This window comes from Streptomyces sp. NBC_00647 (assembly GCF_045207245.1).
Taxonomy (GTDB): domain Bacteria; phylum Actinomycetota; class Actinomycetes; order Streptomycetales; family Streptomycetaceae; genus Streptomyces.
In genome coordinates, this window is sequence record NZ_CP109040.1 from 2,673,885 (window position 1) to 2,693,887 (window position 20,003).

Annotated in this window: 18 protein-coding genes and 1 pseudogene; 12 read left to right on the forward strand and 7 right to left on the reverse strand. The window is 70.5% G+C overall.

The genetic code is table 11. The features are described from left to right. The first annotated feature begins 20 nt into the window (after nt 1-20). Entirely contained in the window at nt 21-1,661 is a 1,641-nt protein-coding gene (locus OG788_RS11775) for a serine/threonine-protein kinase (protein ID WP_406370575.1), read from the forward strand. 90 nt (nt 1,662-1,751) lie between these two features. Here the strand turns inward: OG788_RS11775 and OG788_RS11780 are convergent, their stop codons facing one another. Then, entirely contained in the window at nt 1,752-2,561 is an 810-nt protein-coding gene (locus OG788_RS11780) for an SGNH/GDSL hydrolase family protein (RefSeq protein WP_351549392.1), read from the reverse strand. A gap of 338 nt (nt 2,562-2,899) precedes the next feature. On the opposite strand from OG788_RS11780, the gene OG788_RS11785 reads away from it, so the two are divergent. From OG788_RS11785 to OG788_RS11805, 5 genes are all read left to right on the forward strand, one after another. Next, nucleotides 2,900-3,343 (forward strand): hypothetical protein, encoded by a 444-nt coding sequence (locus OG788_RS11785; RefSeq protein ID WP_406370578.1) that lies wholly within the window; start codon nt 2,900-2,902, stop codon nt 3,341-3,343. A gap of 493 nt (nt 3,344-3,836) precedes the next feature. Beyond that, nucleotides 3,837-4,655, forward strand: a complete 819-nt coding sequence (locus OG788_RS11790; RefSeq protein ID WP_406370580.1) for a glycosyltransferase family 2 protein — start codon at nt 3,837-3,839, stop codon at nt 4,653-4,655. Then, the gene (locus OG788_RS11795; protein WP_406370582.1) at nt 4,652-5,665 is read left to right on the forward strand and encodes a glycosyltransferase family 2 protein; all 1,014 of its coding nucleotides are present in this window, start codon (nt 4,652-4,654) and stop codon (nt 5,663-5,665) included. The genes OG788_RS11790 and OG788_RS11795 overlap by 4 nt, the downstream gene beginning before the upstream one ends. Then, nucleotides 5,662-6,459 carry a polysaccharide deacetylase family protein gene (locus OG788_RS11800; protein WP_406370583.1) on the forward strand — a complete coding sequence of 266 codons (798 nt, stop codon included), beginning with the start codon at nt 5,662-5,664 and terminating at the stop codon, nt 6,457-6,459. The genes OG788_RS11795 and OG788_RS11800 overlap by 4 nt, the downstream gene beginning before the upstream one ends. After that, nucleotides 6,452-10,309 carry a lipopolysaccharide biosynthesis protein gene (locus tag OG788_RS11805; protein WP_406370585.1) on the forward strand — a complete coding sequence of 1,286 codons (3,858 nt, stop codon included), beginning with the start codon at nt 6,452-6,454 and terminating at the stop codon, nt 10,307-10,309. The genes OG788_RS11800 and OG788_RS11805 overlap by 8 nt, the downstream gene beginning before the upstream one ends. Nucleotides 10,310-10,339: 30 nt before the next feature. Here OG788_RS11805 and OG788_RS11810 read toward each other — a convergent pair whose 3' ends face one another. Next, nucleotides 10,340-11,773 (reverse strand): GH39 family glycosyl hydrolase, encoded by a 1,434-nt coding sequence (locus OG788_RS11810; protein WP_406376727.1) that lies wholly within the window; start codon nt 11,771-11,773, stop codon nt 10,340-10,342. A gap of 166 nt (nt 11,774-11,939) precedes the next feature. Between OG788_RS11810 and OG788_RS11815 the strand changes: the two genes are divergently transcribed. Beyond that, on the forward strand, nt 11,940-13,034 hold the full coding sequence (locus OG788_RS11815; RefSeq protein ID WP_406370587.1) for a DUF5925 domain-containing protein: 1,095 nt from the start codon (nt 11,940-11,942) through the stop codon (nt 13,032-13,034). A 165-nt stretch (nt 13,035-13,199) separates the two neighbouring features. Here the strand turns inward: OG788_RS11815 and OG788_RS11820 are convergent, their stop codons facing one another. Then, entirely contained in the window at nt 13,200-13,574 is a 375-nt protein-coding gene (locus OG788_RS11820) for a GntR family transcriptional regulator (RefSeq protein WP_351549368.1), read from the reverse strand. Nucleotides 13,575-13,669: 95 nt separating this feature from the next. Between OG788_RS11820 and OG788_RS11825 the strand changes: the two genes are divergently transcribed. Next, nucleotides 13,670-14,599, forward strand: coding sequence for a GNAT family N-acetyltransferase (locus tag OG788_RS11825; protein WP_406370589.1), 930 nt, complete (start codon nt 13,670-13,672; stop codon nt 14,597-14,599). Then, complete coding sequence (locus tag OG788_RS11830) at nt 14,580-15,080, forward strand: DUF402 domain-containing protein (RefSeq protein WP_406370591.1); 501 nt, start codon at nt 14,580-14,582, stop codon at nt 15,078-15,080. Before OG788_RS11825 ends, OG788_RS11830 begins: the two co-directional genes overlap by 20 nt. A 114-nt stretch (nt 15,081-15,194) precedes the next feature. Here the strand turns inward: OG788_RS11830 and OG788_RS11835 are convergent. Continuing rightward, nucleotides 15,195-15,826, reverse strand: a pseudogene (locus OG788_RS11835) (class I SAM-dependent methyltransferase). A 160-nt stretch (nt 15,827-15,986) separates the two neighbouring features. On the opposite strand from OG788_RS11835, the gene OG788_RS11840 reads away from it, so the two are divergent. Beyond that, nucleotides 15,987-16,121, forward strand: a complete 135-nt coding sequence (locus tag OG788_RS11840) for a hypothetical protein (RefSeq protein WP_263974428.1) — start codon at nt 15,987-15,989, stop codon at nt 16,119-16,121. A 116-nt stretch (nt 16,122-16,237) separates the two neighbouring features. Here the strand turns inward: OG788_RS11840 and OG788_RS11845 are convergent, their stop codons facing one another. Continuing rightward, nucleotides 16,238-16,720, reverse strand: a complete 483-nt coding sequence (locus OG788_RS11845) for a GNAT family N-acetyltransferase (protein WP_406370593.1) — start codon at nt 16,718-16,720, stop codon at nt 16,238-16,240. Nucleotides 16,721-16,918: 198 nt separating this feature from the next. Between OG788_RS11845 and OG788_RS11850 the strand changes: the two genes are divergently transcribed. Further along, nucleotides 16,919-17,956: a lytic polysaccharide monooxygenase gene (locus OG788_RS11850; protein ID WP_406370594.1), complete on the forward strand. Its 1,038-nt coding sequence runs from the start codon at nt 16,919-16,921 to the stop codon at nt 17,954-17,956. A gap of 79 nt (nt 17,957-18,035) precedes the next feature. Here OG788_RS11850 and OG788_RS11855 read toward each other — a convergent pair whose 3' ends face one another. Both OG788_RS11855 and OG788_RS11860 read right to left on the reverse strand, forming a co-directional pair. Continuing rightward, the gene (locus OG788_RS11855) at nt 18,036-18,896 is read right to left on the reverse strand and encodes an esterase/lipase family protein (RefSeq protein WP_406370596.1); all 861 of its coding nucleotides are present in this window, start codon (nt 18,894-18,896) and stop codon (nt 18,036-18,038) included. Between the two features lie 170 nt (nt 18,897-19,066). After that, nucleotides 19,067-19,513, reverse strand: coding sequence for a MarR family winged helix-turn-helix transcriptional regulator (locus OG788_RS11860; RefSeq protein ID WP_351549346.1), 447 nt, complete (start codon nt 19,511-19,513; stop codon nt 19,067-19,069). Between the two features lie 106 nt (nt 19,514-19,619). Here OG788_RS11860 and OG788_RS11865 point away from each other — a divergent pair, with 106 nt between their 5' ends. Then, nucleotides 19,620-19,994: a cupin domain-containing protein gene (locus tag OG788_RS11865; protein WP_406376728.1), complete on the forward strand. Its 375-nt coding sequence runs from the start codon at nt 19,620-19,622 to the stop codon at nt 19,992-19,994. The last annotated feature ends 9 nt before the right edge of the window (nt 19,995-20,003 follow it).

A 20,003-nucleotide genomic window follows, 5' to 3' on the forward strand; every position in this document is an offset into this window, starting at 1 on the left:
GATGCGAATGGGGGACGCACGTGTCCGAAGATCCGGGCAGTGAACGTGTGATCGCGGGGCGCTACCGGCTGCTCTCGCCGTTGGGCGAAGGCGGCATGGGAACGGTGTGGCGCGCCCGCGACGAAGTGCTGCAGCGCGAGGTCGCCGTGAAGGAGGTCCGCGCCCCGGCCGGACTTCAGTCGTCCGAGATCGAGCGGATGTACGCGCGCCTGGAGCGGGAGGCGTGGGCGGCCGCCCGTATCTCCAACCGCAATGTGGTGACGGTCTACGACGTGGCCACGCAGGACGGCCGGCCCTGGATCGTGATGGAGCTGATCCGCGGCATCGCCCTCTCCGATCTGCTGGACGCCGAAGGGCCGTTGACGCCGCAGCGCGCCGCCCACATCGGCGCCGAGGTGCTCGCCGCGCTGCGCGCCGCGCACGAGGCGGGGGTCCTGCACCGGGATGTGAAGCCGGGCAACGTTCTGATGGCGAACGACGGACGGGTCGTCCTGACCGACTTCGGCATCGCGACGGTCGAGGGCAGCTCCGCCCTGACCATGACGGGCGAGGTCATCGGATCACCCGAATTCCTGGCCCCGGAGCGGGCATTGGGCCGCACCCCCGGCCCCGAGTCGGACCTCTGGTCGCTCGGCGTGCTGCTGTACGCGGCGGTCGAGGGAAACTCGCCGTTCCGGCAGAACACGCCGCTGAGCACCTTGCGGGCCATCGTCGACGAACCGCTGCCGGTGCCCCGACGCGCGGGTGAACTCGCCCCCGTCCTCGAGGGGCTGCTGGCCAAGGACCCGGCCGAGCGGACGAGTGCCGACTCCGCCGAGCAGCAGCTGCGTGTCGTCGCGGCCGGTGGCACGGCGCCCACGCGGCCCGTGGTCGCTGCGCCGACGCCCTCCGACACACCGACGATCGGGGCGTTCAACCAGCCGTCACCCCCTTCACCGACGCCGCCGCGGGGGTTCGGCCCGCCTCCCGCGACCGTCCCCTCGGCGACACCCCCGGCCGAGCCCGACCGCAACCGTCGCGCGGCGGTGGCCCTGATCGCGGGCCTGGTCGCGCTGGCGCTCGCCCTGGGCGGACTGACGTACGCACTGCTGAACCGTGACGGCGGGAACGGCGGGAACACCGGGCAGGGGACCACCGACAGTGGGGGTACCGGCGACTCCGACGGCGGGAACTCGGGCGGCAAGAAGAGCGAGAGCGGTAGTGCCACCGCCGGTGCGACCGGTGGCGCGAGTCCCTCCAGCAGCGCTCCCGGGGGCGGAAGTTCGACGACCGCTCCGCCCGCGCAGTCGGTGCGGGTGACGGTCTCGGGTCACCACACCGACTACAAGGGCGCCTGCCCGCCGCCTGCCACGGAGGCTCCGTCGTTCACGGCGACCTTCACTGTGGGGCGCGTGCCGGTGGACGTCGAGTACCGCTGGGTCACGAAGTCCGGTGATGTGACCGATCCGAGCTGGAAGACGCTCGCCTTCCCCGCGGGCGGCGGCAGGACTCAGCAGAAGACGGTGGTGGCGACGACGTACGACACGAGCGGGGCGTTCGCCAACGAGATCAGCGTGGAGGTGCGCGGACCGGTCAAGGCGACGTCCAACTCGGTCCCGTTCACGATCACTTGTGTGACGGAGACCCCGACGGACGGGGCCTCCGCCTCCGCATCCCCGTGACGGGGACGACGATGTCCCTCAGCGGGGCGGACGTTCTCCCCCGCTGGGACGGGTGTTTTCTCGAAGGGTTCCGGTGCGGGTGTCCGGAGGTCAGACGGCTCCGGTGAAGGCGGGCAGATAGCCACCGGACTGGCCGGCCGCGGTCGGGTGGTACGACTCGCCGATGTTCAGCCAGTTCAGGCTGTGCAGCCAGGCGGCGCCGGAGCAGATCTCATGGCCGGTGAAGGTGCCCCTGACATCGGCGAAGCTGAAGCCGTGGGCGGCGGCACGCTGTGCGGTCGCGCTGTCCAGGTAGTCGGCCGCGCCATTGATCGCGGACCGTTCGTTCTCCGAAAGTCCGGTCAGGCAGCTGCCGTTGAGCTTGTAGAAGCGGGGGTAGCCGATAACGACCACATGGGCGGCCGGGGCCTTCGCGCTGATCGCCGAGTAGACGGAGTCGAGCTTGCCGGGGAGCGTGGAGTCGACGTACGCCTTCGCCGTCGCGATGCGCGAGAGGCAGGAGCTCTCGGACTGCAGGACGCAGGTCGTCATGACGTCGGAGAATCCGGCGTCGTTGCCGCCGATGCTGATCGACACGAGGCCCGTGGAGGAGCTGAGCGGGCCGAGTTGATTCGCCGTGACATCACCCGTACGAGCGCCCGAGCAGGCGGTGAAGTCGAACGACGAGGGTGAATGAGCGGCGCTCCAGAGATAGGGGTACGCCTTCGTGCTGCGCTTGCAGTCGCCGCTGGAGCTGATGTAGCTCCCGGCGCCGACACCGGAGGAATAGGAGTCACCCAGGGCCACATAGCCGGTGGCCGCCGCGGTTTGCGCCTGCGCTGTCGCCGCCCCGGTGAGGGCGAGGCCGACGGCGAGGAGGAGTGAGGTCACGTATGCCGTAATTTTTCGGGAACGTCTCATGGAACCTCCCTTTAGCAGGATCTCTGCCACAACGTTGGTAGCAGCTACGCGTGTTGACAGGAAGTGTCCATGCCAAGACTTTTCGGACTCCGGCCACCGGCTCCATCCCTGTTCACCGCATATTTCGCTACATGTCCATGACAGTTGGATGACACCGAATGACGGACCGTCAACTCGGATATACCGGCGAGTAGTTGCCGAGGAGGGGCGACAATTCCGGAAGGGTGCCGCCGGAGGCCGCCCAGAAGCCCGTGAACACCTTCCGCGCCTTGACGTCCACAGGCCCACTGCGCCACATTGAAGACCGACATCCGGCGCTTCGGGGGGCAAAGTCGCCCATGCGGACCATAGGGATCAAGCCATCTCCATACGACACCGCGGAGCGGTCGCGGCCAGGTCCGGGGAGGGACCTGCTGCCGCTGCTCGCGGGCGCCGCGACCGTCGTCGCGGGTGTCGGCGCGTATCTGGCGCTCGCCGACGCGGACTCACCCCTGCGCGGGCCGTTCACCCTGTTCTTCCTGCTCGCGGCGCCGTCGGTCGCCATCGCCGCCGCGCTGCGCGGGCTGGAGCCGTTCGGCCGCGTCCTCGCGTCCGTCGCCGGAGCGGTCACCCTGAACATGCTGGTTGCCCAGGGCATGATCGCCGTGCACCGGTGGTCGGTTCCCGGCGGGATCGTGACCGTGGCCGCACTCAGTTCGCTGATTCTCCTGCTGGTGTCGGCGCGGCGATGGCGCCGACGCGCGACGGCCGGACGGACCCCTGAGGCATCGGGGCCGGAATGACGAAGACTCCCCGGGGGAACAGCACATCCGCGTACCCGAGGGGTGGGTGGTGACACCCGGCCGGAGCCGTACGAGCCGACCTGCGGGATCCTCAAACGGATGGGAGAAATCCGTTCGAGGCGTCGTGTAACGGTCAAACCAACAAAAACGTGAGGCCTCGTTCCAGGTCTTGCCATACAGACGCATTCGTCAATACCGTCGTACATCTCACCCGCATCGGTCCATCATCAGCGGCTCCAGGGGAGGGCTCAGGGACCGCGATGGTTCCCGGCGCGGGGCGCGGTTGGGGGGTGCCGTACTCGGTGACCGAACCTGTGCCGAGTCGTGCCGCGCGACCGGCTTCTCTTTTCGGAGCCGGCCAGCTTTGCCAGCTCACCCGGCATGCACGGAGATTCATTTCGGCATGCCGTCAGTGAGAACCCCCCTTTCGAACCGGACAAAGAACCGGACCGCCCAGGGGCGGGCGGTCCACCGGACGAGAGGGACCAGACTCATGAGCTCAGTCCTGCGCCCAGCGATCTCGGGCGATGATCCGTCGATGGCCGCCAAGTACCGGCCGATCTCTTCTCACCTGGCCATCGCGCCACCGGTGAGCGTCGTGATTCCCGCCATGAACGAGGCGGAGAATCTCCCCTACGTCTTCAAGACACTTCCCTCATGGATACACGAAGTGGTTCTTGTGGACGGCAACTCCACCGACAACACGGTCGAAGTGGCCCGCGAGCTGTGGCCCGACGTCAAGGTCGTCGAGCAGCGCGGGAAGGGCAAGGGAGACGCCCTGATCACCGGGTTCGAGGCGTGCACCGGCGACATCATCGTGATGGTCGACGCGGACGGCTCGGCCGACGGCCACGAGATCGTGTCGTACGTCTCCGCGCTGGTGTCCGGGGCGGACTTCGCCAAGGGCTCCCGGTTCGCGAACGGCGGCGGCACATCCGACATGACGCCGATCCGCAAGCTCGGCAACCGCATGCTCTGCGCGACCGTCAACGCCAAGTTCGGCGCCCGCTACACCGATCTCTGCTACGGATACAACGCGTTCTGGCGGCACTGCCTCGACAAGATCGAACTCGACTGCACCGGCTTCGAGGTCGAGACCCTGATGAACATCCGGGTGGTCAAGGCAGGGCTCAAGGTGCAGGAGATCCCGAGCCACGAGTACCTCCGCATCCACGGCACGAGCAATCTGCGCGCCGTGCGGGACGGGCTGCGCGTGCTCAAGGTGATCCTCAAGGAGCGGTCCAACCGGCGTGCGCTGCGCCGCAGGCCGCACGCCGCCCAGCTCGACTCCGGCCAAGGAGAGGTGTCTTGAGCACGCGGGACATCTCCGTGGTGATCTGCGTCTACACCGAGGACCGCTGGGGGGACATCCTCGCGGCGGTCTCCTCGGTGCGGGCGCAGTCCCTGCGCGCCCTGGAGACGCTGCTGGTCGTGGACCACAACACCGTTCTCCTGGAGCGCCTGACCAAGGAGTACAAGGAGACCGAGGGGGTGCGGGTGCTCGCCAACGCGGGCCCCCGTGGCCTGTCCGCCGGCCGCAACACCGGGATCGCCGCCTCGCGCGGGGACGTCATCGCGTTCCTCGACGACGACGCCGTCGCCGAACGGGACTGGCTGCGGCACTTCGCCGAGGGCTACGCCGACCCGCGGGTGATGGCCGTCGGCGGCCGCACCCTGCCCGTCTGGGCCTCGGGCCGCCGCCCGGCCTGGTTCCCCGAGGAGTTCGACTGGGTGGTGGGCTGCACGTACAAGGGTCTGGCGCCGGGCCGCGTACGGGTCCGTAACGTCCTCGGCGGCAACGCCTCCTTCCGCCGGACGGCGTTCGACGCGGCGGGCGGCTTCGCGACCGGCATCGGCCGGGACGGCGACAAACGCCCGCTGGGCTGCGAGGAGACGGAGTTGTGCATCCGTCTCAGCCGTGCCCGGCCGGACGCGATCCTGCTGATCGACGACCGCGCGGTCATCCACCACCGGGTCCCCGAGGCCCGCGAGCACTTCGGCTACTTCCGTACCCGCGCCTACGCCGAAGGGCTGTCCAAGGCCCTGGTCGCCCGAAGTGTCGGCGCGGGCAAGGGACTCGAGTCGGAGCGCCGCTACACGACGCGGGTGCTGCCGGCCGGAGTGCTGCGCGGGCTGCGGGACGCCGCCCTGGCGCGTCCGGGCGGCGCGGGCCGCGCGGGCGCGATCGTCGCCGGGGTACTGACCGCGGCCGGGGGGTACGTACTCGGGAGTCTCCGGGCCCGCCGGAGCGGCGCCGCGTTCTCCGTGGTCCCGGTCGCGGCGGTCGAGGGGGTTCAGGACGACGAGGGGGCGGCGGCATGACCGAACCGGTACCGATCCTGATGTACCACTCGATCGCGCGGTCGCCCAACGACGCGACCCGCGCGCTGTCCGTCTCCCCCGAGGCGTTCGCCGAGCAGATGGCGCTGCTCGACGACCGCGGCTTCACGCCCGTCGACACCGCTCGGCTGGCGTCGAGTTGGCGCTCGGGCGGCCGGCTGCCCGCGCGCCCCGTCCTGATCACCTTCGACGACGGCTACGAGGGCGTGCACCTGCACGGACTGCCCGCGCTCGCCAAATACGGCTTCGCGTCCACCCTGTTCGTATCGACGGGGTGGATCAGGGGCGCGTACGACACCGGGGGCGGCCTCGACGCCATGCTCGACTGGGACCAGGTACGCCGGCTCGCCGGGGAGCAGGTGGAGATCGGCGGGCACAGCCACACCCATCCGCAGCTCGACCGGATCGCGGACGACGCGCTCTGGTTCGAGCTGCTGCGCTGCAAGGAGATCATCGCCGACGAACTGGGCTCCCGCCCGGTCTCGTTCGCGTACCCCTACGGCTACTCCAGCTCACGCGTGCGCCGTACGGTGCGTGCGGCGGGGTTCGCCCAGTCGCTCGCCGTGGGCAACGGTCTCGCACGCCGCCGCCAGGGCCCGTACGCCCTGCAGCGCGTCACCGTGCGCCGCACGACCGGTATCGAGGAGTTCGAGCGGCTGGTCGAGGGCCGCGCGATCGCCCGCACCTTCGCCCGGGACCGCGCCCTCACCAAGGGGTACGCCATGGTCCGAAGAGCACGACAGGTCCGCCGGAAGGCCATCCGTTCCCGTGTCTGACACGACGACCACGACCCAGGCTTCCACGCCCACGCCCGAGGCACCCGAGCAGCGGCCGGGCCGCCGCCTCCGCCTGCCCGGCCGGGGCCGCAAGGAGGGCGGCGGAGGCAGCCAGCTGTTCCGCAACGCCTACGCCCTGATGCTCAACACCGGTATCTCCGCGGTGCTCGGGCTCGGGTACTGGCTGATCGCCGCCCGCTACTACACCGACGCGGCGGTCGGTCAGGGCTCCGCCGCGATCGCCGCGATGAAGCTCCTCGCCGGCGTGACCGCGGTGACGCTGACGGGCGCGCTCGCCCGCTTCATCCCGGTCGCGGGGCGTGCCACCGGTCGGCTCATCTTCCGTACGTACGCGGGCAGTTCGGTGGTCGTGGCGCTGGCCGCCGGAGTCTTCCTGCTCACCCTGAATCTGTGGGGACCCTCGTACCGCTTCCTGCACGGCCCGCTCCACGGGCTCGGCTTCGTCGTCGCGGTCATCGCCTGGTCGCTGCTGACACTGCAGGACGGCGTGCTGACGGGGCTGCGCAGCGCGCTGTGGGTGCCGGTGGGCAACACCGTGTTCTCCGCGGTGAAGCTGGTGCTGCTGGTCGCCCTGGCCGCCGCGCTGCCCACCTCGGGCGTCTTCGCCTCCTGGGTCGCCGCGATCGCCCTGTCGGTGGTGCCGCTCGGACTGCTGGTGTTCCGGCGGCTGGTCCCCCGGCATGTGAAGGCGACGAAGGACCACACCAAGCCGCCGTCGTTCAAGGAGATCGGCCGCTTCCTCGCCGGCGACTACACCGGCTCGCTGTTCTCGCTCGCCGTCGTCTATCTCGTCCCGGTGATCGTGGCCTCGCAGGTCAGCTCCGCCGACAACGCGTACTTCTACATCACCACGACCATAGGCGGCACGGTCAACCTGCTCGCCATCAACATGGGCGCCTCGCTGACCGTCGAGGGGTCGCACGACCCGGCGCGGCTGGCCGCCAACACCCGGGCCGCCCTCAGGCGCATGGCACGGATCATGCTGCCGGTGTGCGGACTGCTGTTCCTCGGCGCCCCGTTCATCCTGCATGTGTTCGGCGACGGCTACGCGCACGCGGCCACACCGCTGTTGCGCTGGTTCGCCGTCGGCGCGCTGCTGCGGGTCGTCATGGAGACGTACTTCGCCGTCCTGCGCGCCCAGAGCCGCACCTCGGGACTCGCTTATCTCCAGGGCCTGTTGTGCCTGCTCGTACTCGGCCTCACGGTGATCCTGCTGCCGCGTATGGGGCTGACCGGCGCGGGCGTCGCCGAGATCTCCAGCCTCGCGGTGATCGTGGCGATCGCCGCGCCCAAGCTGTTCAAGATCGTACGTACCGCCCCGCCGGCCGCGCTGCCCGAGGACGCGGCGCCGGACGGGGACCTCGCCGACCTGGGGACGCGCGAGGTCGCCGCGGCGGAGCCCCGTGAGCCGAGGCGCGGCCCCGCCTGGGCCCTCGACTCCGACACCCTCGCCCTCGGCCTCCACATCGACTTCGACCACCAGGAACGCAGGCCCGACGTCCGCCCGGGGCCCGGCACCCCGCCGACCGGGACACCCGCGGTGCGGCGCCCGACGTGGGCGCGGCGGCAGCCGTCCGTGGGTCTGCCGGTCGAGGCCCGTGAGCCGGGCTCGGAGGCATCGCTGGGCCCGTCGGAGACACCGGAGGTCGACGCCCCCTTCGACGCGCAGGGGCCCGGGGGCGCCTTGTCCGGAACGCGGGGCACGGCGTCCGGCGACTCGCCCGCCGAGGCCCGGCAGGCCGCCGAGAGCCGACCGGCCACCGACGACCGGCGGCCACCGAGCGATCCACCCCTGTCCCTGCGCGAGCGCGTCCTGCATCCGTCGAAGCCCGGCGTCGTCCTCGGCTGTCTCCTGATCTCGGCGCTGCTCCTGTACTGGGTTCCGGTGCTGAGCCTCGACGACGGCTCCCTGGCGCGCATGGGCGGCCTCGGCCTGATCTCGGTGCTCCCGCTCCCGACCCTGATCGGCGCGGCCCTGCTGGTCACGGTGTTCGCGTCGCTGCTCTGGACGGACAGCGAGCACCGAGGCCTGCTGCTGATCACGCTGCTCGCGACGGTCGTGTCCCTGCACGCGCTGCCGGCCGTGATCGAGACCGAACCACGGTTCGCGACCGCCTGGCAGCACCTCGGGTTCCTGGACTACATCGACCGCACGGGGTCCGCCGTACCGGATCTGGACGCCCGATGGAGCTGGCCCGGATTCTTCGCCGTGGCCGCGTTCGTCGCGAAGGCCTGCGGGGTCACCGACCTCTCCGAGGTCATCCGCTGGTGGCCGCTGACGATCCAACTCCTCTATCTGGCACCGATGTTCCTGCTCGTCCGCTCGATGCGGGCGAGCTGGCGCGCGAAGTGGACGGGCATCTGGTTCTTCGCCCTCTGCGCCTGGGTCGGCCAGGACTACTTCTCCCCGCAGGGCTTCACCTACCTGCTGTATCTCGTGTTCGTGGCGATCCTGCTCGTGTGGTTCCGGGCGCCGCGCATGCTGTGGGCGGTGCGGCGGCCCGGCGAGGCCGAGGTCGAGCCGACGGATCGCCGGCAGCGGGCCGTGCTCCTGATGATCCTGATCGGGCTGTTCGCGGCCACCGTCCCGGCGCACCAGCTCACGCCGTTCGTGATGCTGGGCGTCCTCGCGGTCCTCGTCCTCGTCGGGCGCTCCGAACTGCGCGGTCTGCCCATCCTGTTCGCCGTCCTGGTCGCCGTCTGGGTCGGCTTCATGGCCGAGCCGTACTGGTCGGGCCATTTCGACGACCTGTTCGGAGGGGTCGGCGGCGTCGGCAGCAATGTGTCGACGTCGGTCTCCGGCCGTATCCAGGGCGGCAGTTCGACCCACAAGCTGGTGCTGTACACCCGGGTGCTGCTGGCCGGCGGTGTGATGGCCTTCGCCTGCTGGGGCTGGTGGCGGCGGCGCGACCACAAGTACCGGGAGCGGTCGCTGCTCGTCCTCACCTTCGTCCCGTTCCTCGGCTTCGGCATGCAGTCGTACGGCGGCGAGATGGCCCTGCGCGTCTTCATGTTCGCCGTCCCGGGCGCGGCCCTGCTCGCCGGACTCGCCCTTTTCCCGCGCACCGGAGTCACCGCGAAGGAGCGCGAGAAGGACCGGGTGAGCCTCGCGCCGGTCGCCGCGCTGATGGCCGGCCTGCTGCTCATGGGCGGCTTCCTGGTGGCCCGTTGGGGCAACGAACCGTTCGAGCGGATCAGGCCGGGCGAGGTCACGGCGATGAACTACGTCTACGCGCACGACGATCCGACGGTCCGGCTGCTGTGGCTGAGCAACGACACGGTCGACAACGTGACACCCGCGATGCCGTGGGGCGCCAGGGACATGGAGAAGGTGCAGTACGTGCCCACCCTCGCGCCCGCCGACCCGGTGCTGGTGTCCGGGCTCGTCAAGGCGCTCAAGGACGCGGGCCCGAACTCGTATCTGATGATCAACCGTAGCCAGGTGGTCTACCTCCAGCTGGACGTGGGCTATTCGGCGACCTGGGAGTCGAGGCTGATCACGAACCTCGACGACCGGCAGGAGCTGAAGAAGGTCCTGGTCAACGACGACGTCACGATGTACACGCTGCGCAAGCAGCCCGAGGGCGAGGTCCAGCGGGCCGAGCCCGGTCCGATCGGGCCGCAGGTGACGTGGACGCCGTGGTCGGTCGTCGGCGGGCTCGCGGCCGTCGCCCTCATCGTGCTGCTGACGGCACGGGAGGTCGTACGGGTCGCGGTGCGGCCCGGCGTACGGCAGTTGCAGTGGCTGCAGAGCAGTTTCTGGTTCTCGCTGCCTCTGCTGGCGGTGCTGCTGGCCTCACTGGTGCAGCGGTTCCTCACGATGAAGTGAGCGCGGAGCGGTGGACGTGGCTGAAGCGGCTCAACCGGACTGCCGGCTGAGCCACTTCACCTCGTACGCGCCCATCTCGAACCGCTTCCCGTCGACCTTCGCGTCGATCGACCGGTCCAGGGTGTTGACCACGAGGACGGTCCGGTCCGAGGCGAGAACGCGCACGTTGGGCCTGTCGTCCGCGGCGACGGAGACCTTCTCGTACGCCGTCCCCGGCGGGAACGCCTTGCCGAAGCGGGAGATCAGGTCGTACAGGGGGAGTTCCTTCCCCCCGCCCGCGGTGTCGGTCGGGGTCCACAGACAGCCGGCGCAGGCCGGGCCCTTCTCCTTCTCCGGATTCCAGTAGAAGCCGGAGGAGGCGCCGCCCCTGACCATCGCGATCATGCCGCCGGCCTGGACGGCGACGCGGCGGGTCTCGGACCAGCCCTTGCGCTCGTCCTTGCCGTCGGCCGGCTCGACGTAGTACTCGGCCCACCACAGCGGCAGACCGCTCCGCTCGCGCACCCACTTCCCGACGGCCGTGAACTTGTCGGCGGCCGCGAACTCGTCGGGCAGCATGTCGTCGTCGTTGGTGTAACTGGAGCCGTCCACGACGACGAAGTCGGCGCCCGTCTTGTGCTCGTTCCAGTAGTCGAAGGCGTCGAGGACCCTCTGGTCCATGGCACCCCAGGCACCCTTCACGGTCGGGGACGCGTCCTGGGTCTGACGTGGGTCGAAGCTGTCCATGACCAGGTAGGGACCGCCCACCATGATGTCCTTGTCGACCTTCTTCAGTGCCTTGTAGACCAGGTTGTAGAGCTTGGTGTAGCCCTCGTAGTCCCAGCGGCCCTCGCTGTCGTTCCAGAAGCCCTTGAACTCGTTCCAGACGATGAAGTGCCGTACGTCGGGATAGCGCTTGGCGACGGTCGCGGCGAGCGCGGCGAAGTCCGCGAAGTGGGACGGCTCCGGAGCCGTCTCCAGCGAGGACTGGCTCCAGTTCGTCTTGTCGGCGCCGGACTTGCCGCCCTTCATCCAGTCCGGGGAACAGCACAGCGTGACGATCGGAGTGCCGCCCGACCTGCGGACGAAGTCGATACGGCTGTCCATCTCGGAGAAGTCGTAACGCCCTTCGGACGGCTCGGGGTTGCCCGCTCCCCAGCCCATGATGTGCTGGTTCTGCGGCAGCGACACCTGGTTCCCGCCGAGCAGCCCCTCGACCCGCTCGGTGGCGGCGTCACTGCCCTCGTCCGCGCTGAACTGGGTGTGGGTGAAGCCCCAGCCCACCTCCGGACGCGGCGACTCGGGCGGAGTGACCGGGGTGCCGTGCACCTTGTCCCCGTCGCGGGTCGTGCCCGCGGTGCTCCCGCCGTCTCCCGGCAGGGTGTTGATCAGAGTCACGACCAGGGCCAGCACGGCGAGCCCCACGCCGATCAGTGCGGTGAGGCGCCATCGTCCCGCCCCCGAATTCCACCCATGACGTCCCATCATGGGCCACAGTAACCGGGGGAATCCGGCGCGGGACAGATCTCGTTCACCACAGCCCTGTAACAGGACGGAAGGGATACACCGGAAGGGCGGCACCACACGCGACACACGCGACGCACCGCGGAAACCGGGTGCACGGGGCGCCCGCGTGACAGATCATGGCGACATGTCTGCGAACCCACACGACGCTCTGCCGATCAGGCTCAACGTCGACGACAGCGACTCGCCGTCGGACGTCGTCGACGCGCTGTTCCTCGGTCGCTTCGCGACGGGCGAGCAGCCGCACTCGCACGCGGCGAACATCGACCGCGTACGGTCCGGGGCCACCCTGATGCCCCCGGGCGCCCGGGTGCTGCGTTCCGCGCGCGACGACGACCGCAGCGCGACCCTCGCCGAGGGCGAGGGCTGGACCCTGCTGGTGTCCCGCTGGAACCGGGGCGCCGACGTCACGGTGACCGCGACCACCGTCGAGCTGGCCGAGAAGGTGCTGAAGCAGGCCACGGACGGCGCGGCGGACGAGCCGGAACCGCAGCCGGAGAACGTGACGATGGGCTTCTGGTACGTGTCGCCGCGCCGGGGCCCGCACCGCACGACCCGGCAGATCTCGGCGGGTACGTGGGAAGAGGTCCGCGCCAACTACACGGCACCGGTGGCGGACGCCATGGACCGCCTGATGAAGACCACCCCGGACGACATCGCGGGCCGTCTGCTGCTGCTCCATGGCCCGCCCGGCACCGGCAAGACCTCCGCCCTGCGTACGCTGGCCCGTTCCTGGCGCGACTGGTGTCAGGTGGACTGTGTTCTGGACCCCGAGCGACTGTTCTCCGACGTCGGCTATCTGATGGACATCGCGATCGGCGAGGAGGACGGCACGGGCAAGGGGCGCTGGCGGCTCCTGCTGCTCGAGGACTGCGACGAACTGATCCGCGGCGAGGCGAAGCACACCGCGGGCCAGGCCCTCTCCCGGTTGCTCAACCTCACCGACGGGCTGCTAGGCCAGGGCCGCAACGTCCTGGTGGGCGTCACGACGAACGAGGACCTGGAGCGACTCCACCCCGCCGTCGTCCGCCCAGGCCGCTGTCTCGCCCGGATCGAGGTCGGACCGCTCACCCGCCGGGAGGCGGTGGGCTGGCTGGGCACCGAGGAGGGCGTCTCGCGCGAGGGCGCGACCCTCGCGGAGCTCTACGCGCTGCGCCGCGGTACGACGCCGACGTCGGTACCGGATCAGCGTGAGGGCGCGGACGCGGGGCTGTACCTGTAGCGGCCCAGGGGCTCCCGGCCCTCCCCGGTCCGGGGCGCCGGGTCCCGAGGGGCCCCGGGTCCCAGGGTCCGAAGGGTGTGGCGGTCCCCGGACGTCCGGAGGCTCGACAGTTCCAGGACGTCGGGGCTCGACAGTCCCAGGACGCCCGGAGGGGGACCCACGGCCCTAGGAGTTCTCCTCGAACGCCGCGCGCAGGGCGTCCCGTACGGCGTCCAGCGCGGCGGCCTCGGTCAGCCCGAGGCGGTGCGCCCGATCGGCGTAGGCCTGCGCGGCGGACGCGGCCTCGCGTGACGCGGCGTCCCCGGCGGCGGCGACGAACGTTCCGTTGCGGCCGCGCGTCTCGATCACCCCGTCCGACTCGAGGGCCCGGTAGGCCTTGGCCACGGTGTTGGCCGCGAGGCCGAGCGACTCGGCCAGCCCCCGTACCGTGGGCAGCTTGTAGCCGACCGGCAGCGCGCCGGACCGTGCCTGCTCGGAAATCTGGGCGCGCACCTGCTCGTACGGCGCGGCCCCCTCTGCGATGTGGATCTTCAGGGTCACGCAGCGATTGTCCCGTACCCGCGGAGAGCGAATCCGCCGTACCCGCCGGAAAATGAGAGGCATCCTCACACGGCCCACGCGTAGCGTGCGATGCCATGACCGTGATCGTTCGTGAGCTGCGCCGCGGGGACCCGGCGGACGCCGCGGGGTTCGCCCGTATCCGTCACCAGGCCCTCCCGTTCATGCTCTTCACCCCCGAGTCCATCGCCTATGACCTGGAGCAGGCCCATCCCGACTCCCACTACCAGCCGTTGCTGGCCGAGGAGGACGGCGAGCTGATCGGCACCGCGCAGGTGGGCCTCGTGTACGACAGCCCGGAGCCCGGCCAGGGTTACGTCAACGTCTATGTCCACCCGGAGCGGACGGGGCGCGGCGCGGGTTCACTGCTGGCGCGCTCCGCCGAGGAGCGGCTCGCCGCCCTGGGCGCGACCCGGCTGCACGCCTGGGTGCTGGACGCGCCCGCGTACCGCTCCTTCGCCGAGAGGCGGGGGTATCGCGCGGCCCGCTCCGCGCACTTCCTCCGCCTCGATCTGGCGAACGGCTCCCTGCCGCCGCTCCGGACCCCGCCACCAGGCGTGGAGTTGCGCACCGCGGCGGACTTCGCGGACGACCCGCGACCGCTGTTCACGCTGGACGCGGAGACGCTCCTCGACGAACCGAGCGACGTCGACCGCGAGTTCACGGACTACGAGGCCTGGCTGACGGAGACCTGGCGGCACCCTCTGCTGAGCCATGAGCTCACCTCCGTCGCGCTCGTCGACGGCCGCCCGGCGGCGTTCAGCGCGGCCCGCACCGACGGCGGCACCCGCTACGGCACCGTGATGACGGGCACCGGCCGCGCCTTCCGGGGCCGGGGTCTCGCCAAACTCGCCAAGAACGACTCCCTGCACCGGGCCCGCGCGGCCGGCTTCACGGACGCGTTCACGGGCAACGACACCGGCAACGGGCCGATGCTGGCGATCAACAAGTGGTTCGGTTACGACATCTGCGCGACGGAGGTGAAGTATGTCCGTGACCTCGGCTGACACGCCCGGCTCGTTGGAGATCGTGCTCGTCAAGGCAGGCCGTACGAAGATCAGTTACCCGGCCGAGCTGCTCGCCGACGACGGCACCCGGGTGGTCGTGCGCGCACCGTGGGCGGGCGACACCGCCCGCGACTTCGGCTTCGTACGGTTCGAGCAGGGCGACGTCTTCACCGAGTACTACTGGCGGGACCGCTGGTACGCGGTGAAGGAGGTCCGCGACTCCGCGGGCGTACGCAAGGGCTGGTACTGCGACATCACCCGCCCGGCCACCGTCTCCGGAGGCCGGCTGGTCGTCGAGGATCTCGACCTGGACCTGTGGCGCTCGGCCGACGGCACGGACGTACTGCGCCTGGACGAGGACGAGTTCGCGGAGAGCGGCCTGGCGACCACCGACCCGGCGGCCGCGGCCGCCGCGGAGAAGGCCCTGGACGAGCTCGAGCACCTGGCCCGCGAGGGCGGCTTCGAAGCACTCCTGGCATAGCCGGCGGGACCTGCCGAACGGACCCGGGCCGCCCAGGGGTCCCGGGCCGCCCAGGTCCCTGGTCCTGGCTCCTGGGGCCCGGGCATGGCCGACGAGGCCGGACGGCGGCGATGCTCAGAAGGTGGCCACCACGGCGTACCGCTCGTCGTCGACGTCCCTGCCCCAGAGCCGCGCGTCGGCCGACAGCGGCTCCACGCGCAGGCCGGCGGCGTCCGCGGCCCCGGACATCAGAGGCCGGAGCAGGGTGGTCAGCCGCTCGGCGGACATGCCGACCGGGCTCACGGTCCCCCACACGCCCTCGACGAGCACCAGCGCCCTCCCGGGCGCAGGAGTCCGCGCCAGTGCCGCAGCACGCGCTCGGGATCGGGCAGCGCCCACAGCACATGGCGGCTGAGCAGGACGTCGAAGCGCTGCTCGCCGACCGGTGGTGCCACCGCGTCACCGATGAGGAACGCCGCGTCACGACCGGCCAGCTTGGCGCGGGCGAGGTCGATCATGGGGGGCGAGAGGTCGACCCCGGTGACCCGGTGCCCTCGCTCGGAGGCGATGAGTGACAGGCTGCCGGTTCCGCAGCCCACGTCGAGCACATCGCTGGGTCGCTCGGGCAGCCATTCGCGCAGGCGGGCGGTCCAGGCGTCGCGGACCAGGGGGTCACGCAGGCCGTGATCGGGCTCCTCGTCGAAGGTGACGGATTCCGCGTCCCAGTCGACGCCCGCCCCTGGATTCATGCCACTGTTACTCACCATGCGCCCCAGGGTGACACCCGCCACTGACAGTCGACGGGTGACCACTCCGACCATCGCCAGGTGACCGCCGCCACAGACAGAACGCGACCGATGAGGAACTCTCCCCGAAAGGGTCTACCTCCGTACAACCGCGGAATCCGGTAGACGCAAGGAGGCAGCCATGCGCCGTGTGACCGTGCAGAAGCCCCTGAGGAAGTCGGACTCCCGCCGCGTACGGGACGAGCCCGACGAGCGCCCCGCCGAGCGCCCGGAGGTCCGAAAGGACATCGCGCGCACCTGGTGGCCGGACGGCTGAGCCGCCGCGCCCGCCACGGCCCACGGGAGCCGTGCGATCAAGGCGCGCGCTGGACACCGTCGGGTCAACGGCTCGCGGTGGACACCGTCGGATCGGCGGCATCGTGGTGGACGCCGTCAGACCAGCCGCTTGACGTAGTGGATCCGGTCGTACGGCCCTTCCACGCGCCGCTCGGTCATGGCGTACCCGTATCTCGGGTAGATCTTCTGGTTCTCCCACATCATCGCGTTCGTGTAGAGCCTGATCTCGTCCAGCCCGAGCGCACGCGCGTGCGCGTCCACGAAGCGCAGCAGCCGTCCGCCGATGCCCCGGCCATGGGCATCGGGGCGGACGGCGACGATGTCGAGATACAGATGGTCCGGGCGCTCCTCGACGACCACGAGCCCCGTCACCGGCTCCCCCGTGACGAACACCCGCCCCGCGGCCACGTTGGCGGCGTGGTCCGCTTCCATGGGCACCGGGACGCGCCCGATGCGCTCGACGTAGGGCTGGAACGCGGCGTCGATCACGGCCTTCACGACGGGCACGTCGGCAGCGACGGCCGGCCGCACTCCGAACCCCTCGGGCGTCTCCCCGTACTCCTCGGACGTCTCTGTCATGCGTTGAACGCTACCTACCTGATCGCAGTCTCAGCACTCCCTTAACGGCGCCATAAGGATCTCCATCACCCGCCTCCAGCAGGCGATTCCACGGTTTCCAGGGGCTAGTTTTCTGATCGCCCCCCCCCACGGGATCCCCCGCACGGAACGCCGTGCGGGACTCTCCCCACTCACCAGAACCGTTCGAGGAGTTCCCCCATGTCTGCACGCCGCAAGGCCGCCGGCGTCGCCGCCCTCGGCATCGCCCCGCTCGCCCTGTCCGCGCTGGCCGCCGCGCCGGCCTCGGCGCACGGCTCGATGGGCGACCCGGTGAGCCGCGTGTCCCAGTGCTACGCGGAGGGTCCGGAGAGCCCCAGGTCGGACGCCTGCAAGGCGGCCGTCGCGGCGGGCGGCACCCAGGCGCTCTACGACTGGAACGGCATCCGCATCGGCGACGCGAACGGGCGGCACGAGGAGCTCATCCCGGACGGCAAGCTGTGCAGCGCGAACAACGACGAGTTCAAGGGGCTCGACCTGGCACGCTCCGACTGGCCCGCGACGAGCGTGAGCAGCGGCTCGTACACCTTCAAGTACCGGGTGACCGCACCGCACAAGGGCACGTTCAAGGTCTACATCACGAAGGCCGGTTACAACCCGTCCCAGCCACTCGCCTGGAACGACCTGGACCTGGCGCACCCGGTCGCGACGGTCACCGACCCGGCCGCCTCGGGCGGCTTCTACACCTTCTCCGGCACCCTCCCGGAGCGCTCGGGCAAGCAGCTCCTGTATGCGGTCTGGCAGCGTTCGGACAGCCCGGAGGCCTTCTACTCGTGCTCCGACGTCGCGTTCGGCGGGAGTGACGCGGGCGGCGGCGCTCCGGCGCCGAGCGCCTCCGCGCCCTCCGACGAGCAGATCGCGGACGGCGGCGACAAGTCGACCGTGGAGCACCACGGCCACGGGGACGACGACGCCAGTACGTCGGCGGAGCCGACCGCGAGCGCGGACGCCGCCGGGATGACCGAGGACGACAAGGGCGGCAAGGGCGAGGACTCCGCCGAGGACACCCGGACCGCTGCGGACTCGGCGGAGAACCGACCGGAGGCCGCCGGTTCCTCCGAGAGCCTCGCCGAGACCGGCGGTGACGCCTCCACCTCGTACATCGCGATCGGCGGAGCCGCCGCCCTGGCGCTCGGTGCGGCGGCACTGTTCGCCTCGGTGCGGCGGCGGGCGGCGTCGGACGGACGGCACGGCCGCTAGGGCGCGGACAGGTCCTGGGACGCGGGACGACTCCGGGGGCTGACCGGCGGCTCAGGCCGGACAGCCCCCGGCGGCGTGCTCAGCTGAAGGCGGACGCGCAGGTGGTGGCGGAGGCGTGTGCCGGGTCGAGGGCGTTCGCCACCTCGTGGTAGGCGATCCGGTCGAAGAGCCCGATGGCCACGTGCTCGGAGAAGTCGAGCCCGCACAGGTTCTGCAACAGGACGTTGTGGACGTCGGAACCGCTCAGGTACTGCGAGTTGTACGGCGTGACCACCTCGTCGTACTTGGTGGCGATGACCGTGTAGTGGACGCCGGCGACGGTGTCGCCGCCCTCGTTGAGCTTGGTCAGGAACGCGGAGCCGGCGACCTGGTCCGCGAGTCCCGGAGTCGCCGTCGACAGCAGGTCCTCGGCGCCCGGGAAGTACGGCAGCAGGTTGGCGAGGCCGTTGAGGTTCGTGCCGTGGTTGTCGGGGGCGATACCGACGAGGGCGTTCACCTTGGCGGCTCCGCCGAGGAACTTGAGGTAGTAGCGGGGCATCATGCCGCCCTGCGAGTGGCCCACCAGGTCGGCCTTGGCGGCGCCGGTCGCGGCGAGCACCCTGTCGACGAAGACCTGGAGCTGTGCGGCCGACTTGTCGATGGGGCCGAGGCCGTTGAAGAAGGGGACACCGGGCAGTTGCCCGTAGTCGAGGGAGAAGACGCAGTACCCACGGCTGGTCAGGTAGGGCGCGAGGGCCAGCCAGTTGTCGACGGAGTTCCCGAAGGTCCCATGGACGAGGACGACGGGGCGGGGGTGTGTGGCCGACGGCTTGCAGGAGTAGTTGTTCCAGCCACTGCTGGGGGCGGAGGCGGCTTGCGCTGTCGCGGCGGGGACGACCGCTACCGCGGTGGTCAGAAGCAGCGCGGCCAGGGGTCTGAGTACTCGCTTCCAGGGCAGCATCGGGTGATCTCCTTGCGGCTCAAGGGAGTTGTGGGGGTCTACGCCCTGTGATCCGGATCACGAGGATGCTGTTCACTCGTCAAGTTACGGTCGAGTAGCAGAACTGTGAAGTTACGCGTCAGTAAAAACTTCCAGTGATAACCGGGATGACCGTCGCGGTCGGTCGACCGTCACCAGGCGGGCTTGATCGGACCGTAGGGCGCAATGCGCACCAAACGCGTATACAACGCGCGCATTTCACTCTCTCCGAGCAGTTCGGTCCACCCGCGCACGGCATCGGCGGCCGCCTCCTCCGCCGCACGGGTGCAGGCCCAGCCGAGCTCGGTGAGCACGACGAGCCTGGCGCGCGCGTCGTCGGGGTGCGGCCGCCGCTCGACATACCCCTTGCGGACGAGTTCCTCGACCAGCTGGCTGGCGGCCTGCTTGGTGACCCCGAGATGGGCGGCGAGGTCGGTGACCGTCGCCCCGTCCGGCGCGAGCCGCGTGAAGGCGAAGCCGTGCGCGGGCCGCACCCCCTCGAATCCACGGGCGACCACGCCCTCATGGATGCGTTGCGTCAGCTCGCCGGCGGTGGCGAGCAGGGCGGCGGACAGGGCCATGGCCTCGGAGTTCTGCACGCGTGCATTGAAACACCCTTGACGAATCGGTCAAGCTGCTTGACCATATTGCCTGAGCTTATGGTCAAGCAGCTTGACCATGCATCCGTCGACCCAGGAGGCACCCGTGCCCGTCGTCCGTTCGTCCGAAGCCGTCGTCCACGAGATCCACGGCGGCCGCTTCCTCTCGCACGCCGCTCCGCGCAGCGGCAGCAAGGAGCTGTGCGCCTGGCGCACGGAGATCCCCGCGGGGCACAAGGCCCCGGTGCACACCGTCAGTCGCGAGGAGATCTTCCATCTCCTCTCCGGCGAGCTGCTGGTCACGCTCGACGGTGTCACCGAGCGGATCGCCGCGGGCGACACCGTGATCATCACGCCGGGCGCGACCGTCGGCATCGAGAACCCGGCCCAGGAGACCGCGGTCTCCTGGGTCACCACCTCCATCGGCCTGCGGGCGGAACTGGCCGACGGCTCGGTCCTCACCCCGCCCTGGGCCAACTAGGACCGTACG

Coding starts and splice junctions, on each gene's coding strand:
- OG788_RS11810 (WP_406376727.1), bottom strand. CDS start 11,773: ATGGGACGTCATGGGTGGAATTCGGGGGCGGGACGATGGCGCCTCACC.
- OG788_RS11850 (WP_406370594.1), top strand. CDS start 16,919: ATGTCTGCACGCCGCAAGGCCGCCGGCGTCGCCGCCCTCGGCATCGCC.
- OG788_RS11785 (WP_406370578.1), top strand. CDS start 2,900: ATGCGGACCATAGGGATCAAGCCATCTCCATACGACACCGCGGAGCGG.
- OG788_RS11855 (WP_406370596.1), bottom strand. CDS start 18,896: ATGCTGCCCTGGAAGCGAGTACTCAGACCCCTGGCCGCGCTGCTTCTG.
- OG788_RS11845 (WP_406370593.1), bottom strand. CDS start 16,720: ATGACAGAGACGTCCGAGGAGTACGGGGAGACGCCCGAGGGGTTCGGA.
- OG788_RS11825 (WP_406370589.1), top strand. CDS start 13,670: ATGACCGTGATCGTTCGTGAGCTGCGCCGCGGGGACCCGGCGGACGCC.
- OG788_RS11800 (WP_406370583.1), top strand. CDS start 5,662: ATGACCGAACCGGTACCGATCCTGATGTACCACTCGATCGCGCGGTCG.
- OG788_RS11780 (WP_351549392.1), bottom strand. CDS start 2,561: ATGAGACGTTCCCGAAAAATTACGGCATACGTGACCTCACTCCTCCTC.
- OG788_RS11790 (WP_406370580.1), top strand. CDS start 3,837: ATGAGCTCAGTCCTGCGCCCAGCGATCTCGGGCGATGATCCGTCGATG.
- OG788_RS11840 (WP_263974428.1), top strand. CDS start 15,987: ATGCGCCGTGTGACCGTGCAGAAGCCCCTGAGGAAGTCGGACTCCCGC.
- OG788_RS11815 (WP_406370587.1), top strand. CDS start 11,940: ATGTCTGCGAACCCACACGACGCTCTGCCGATCAGGCTCAACGTCGAC.
- OG788_RS11830 (WP_406370591.1), top strand. CDS start 14,580: ATGTCCGTGACCTCGGCTGACACGCCCGGCTCGTTGGAGATCGTGCTC.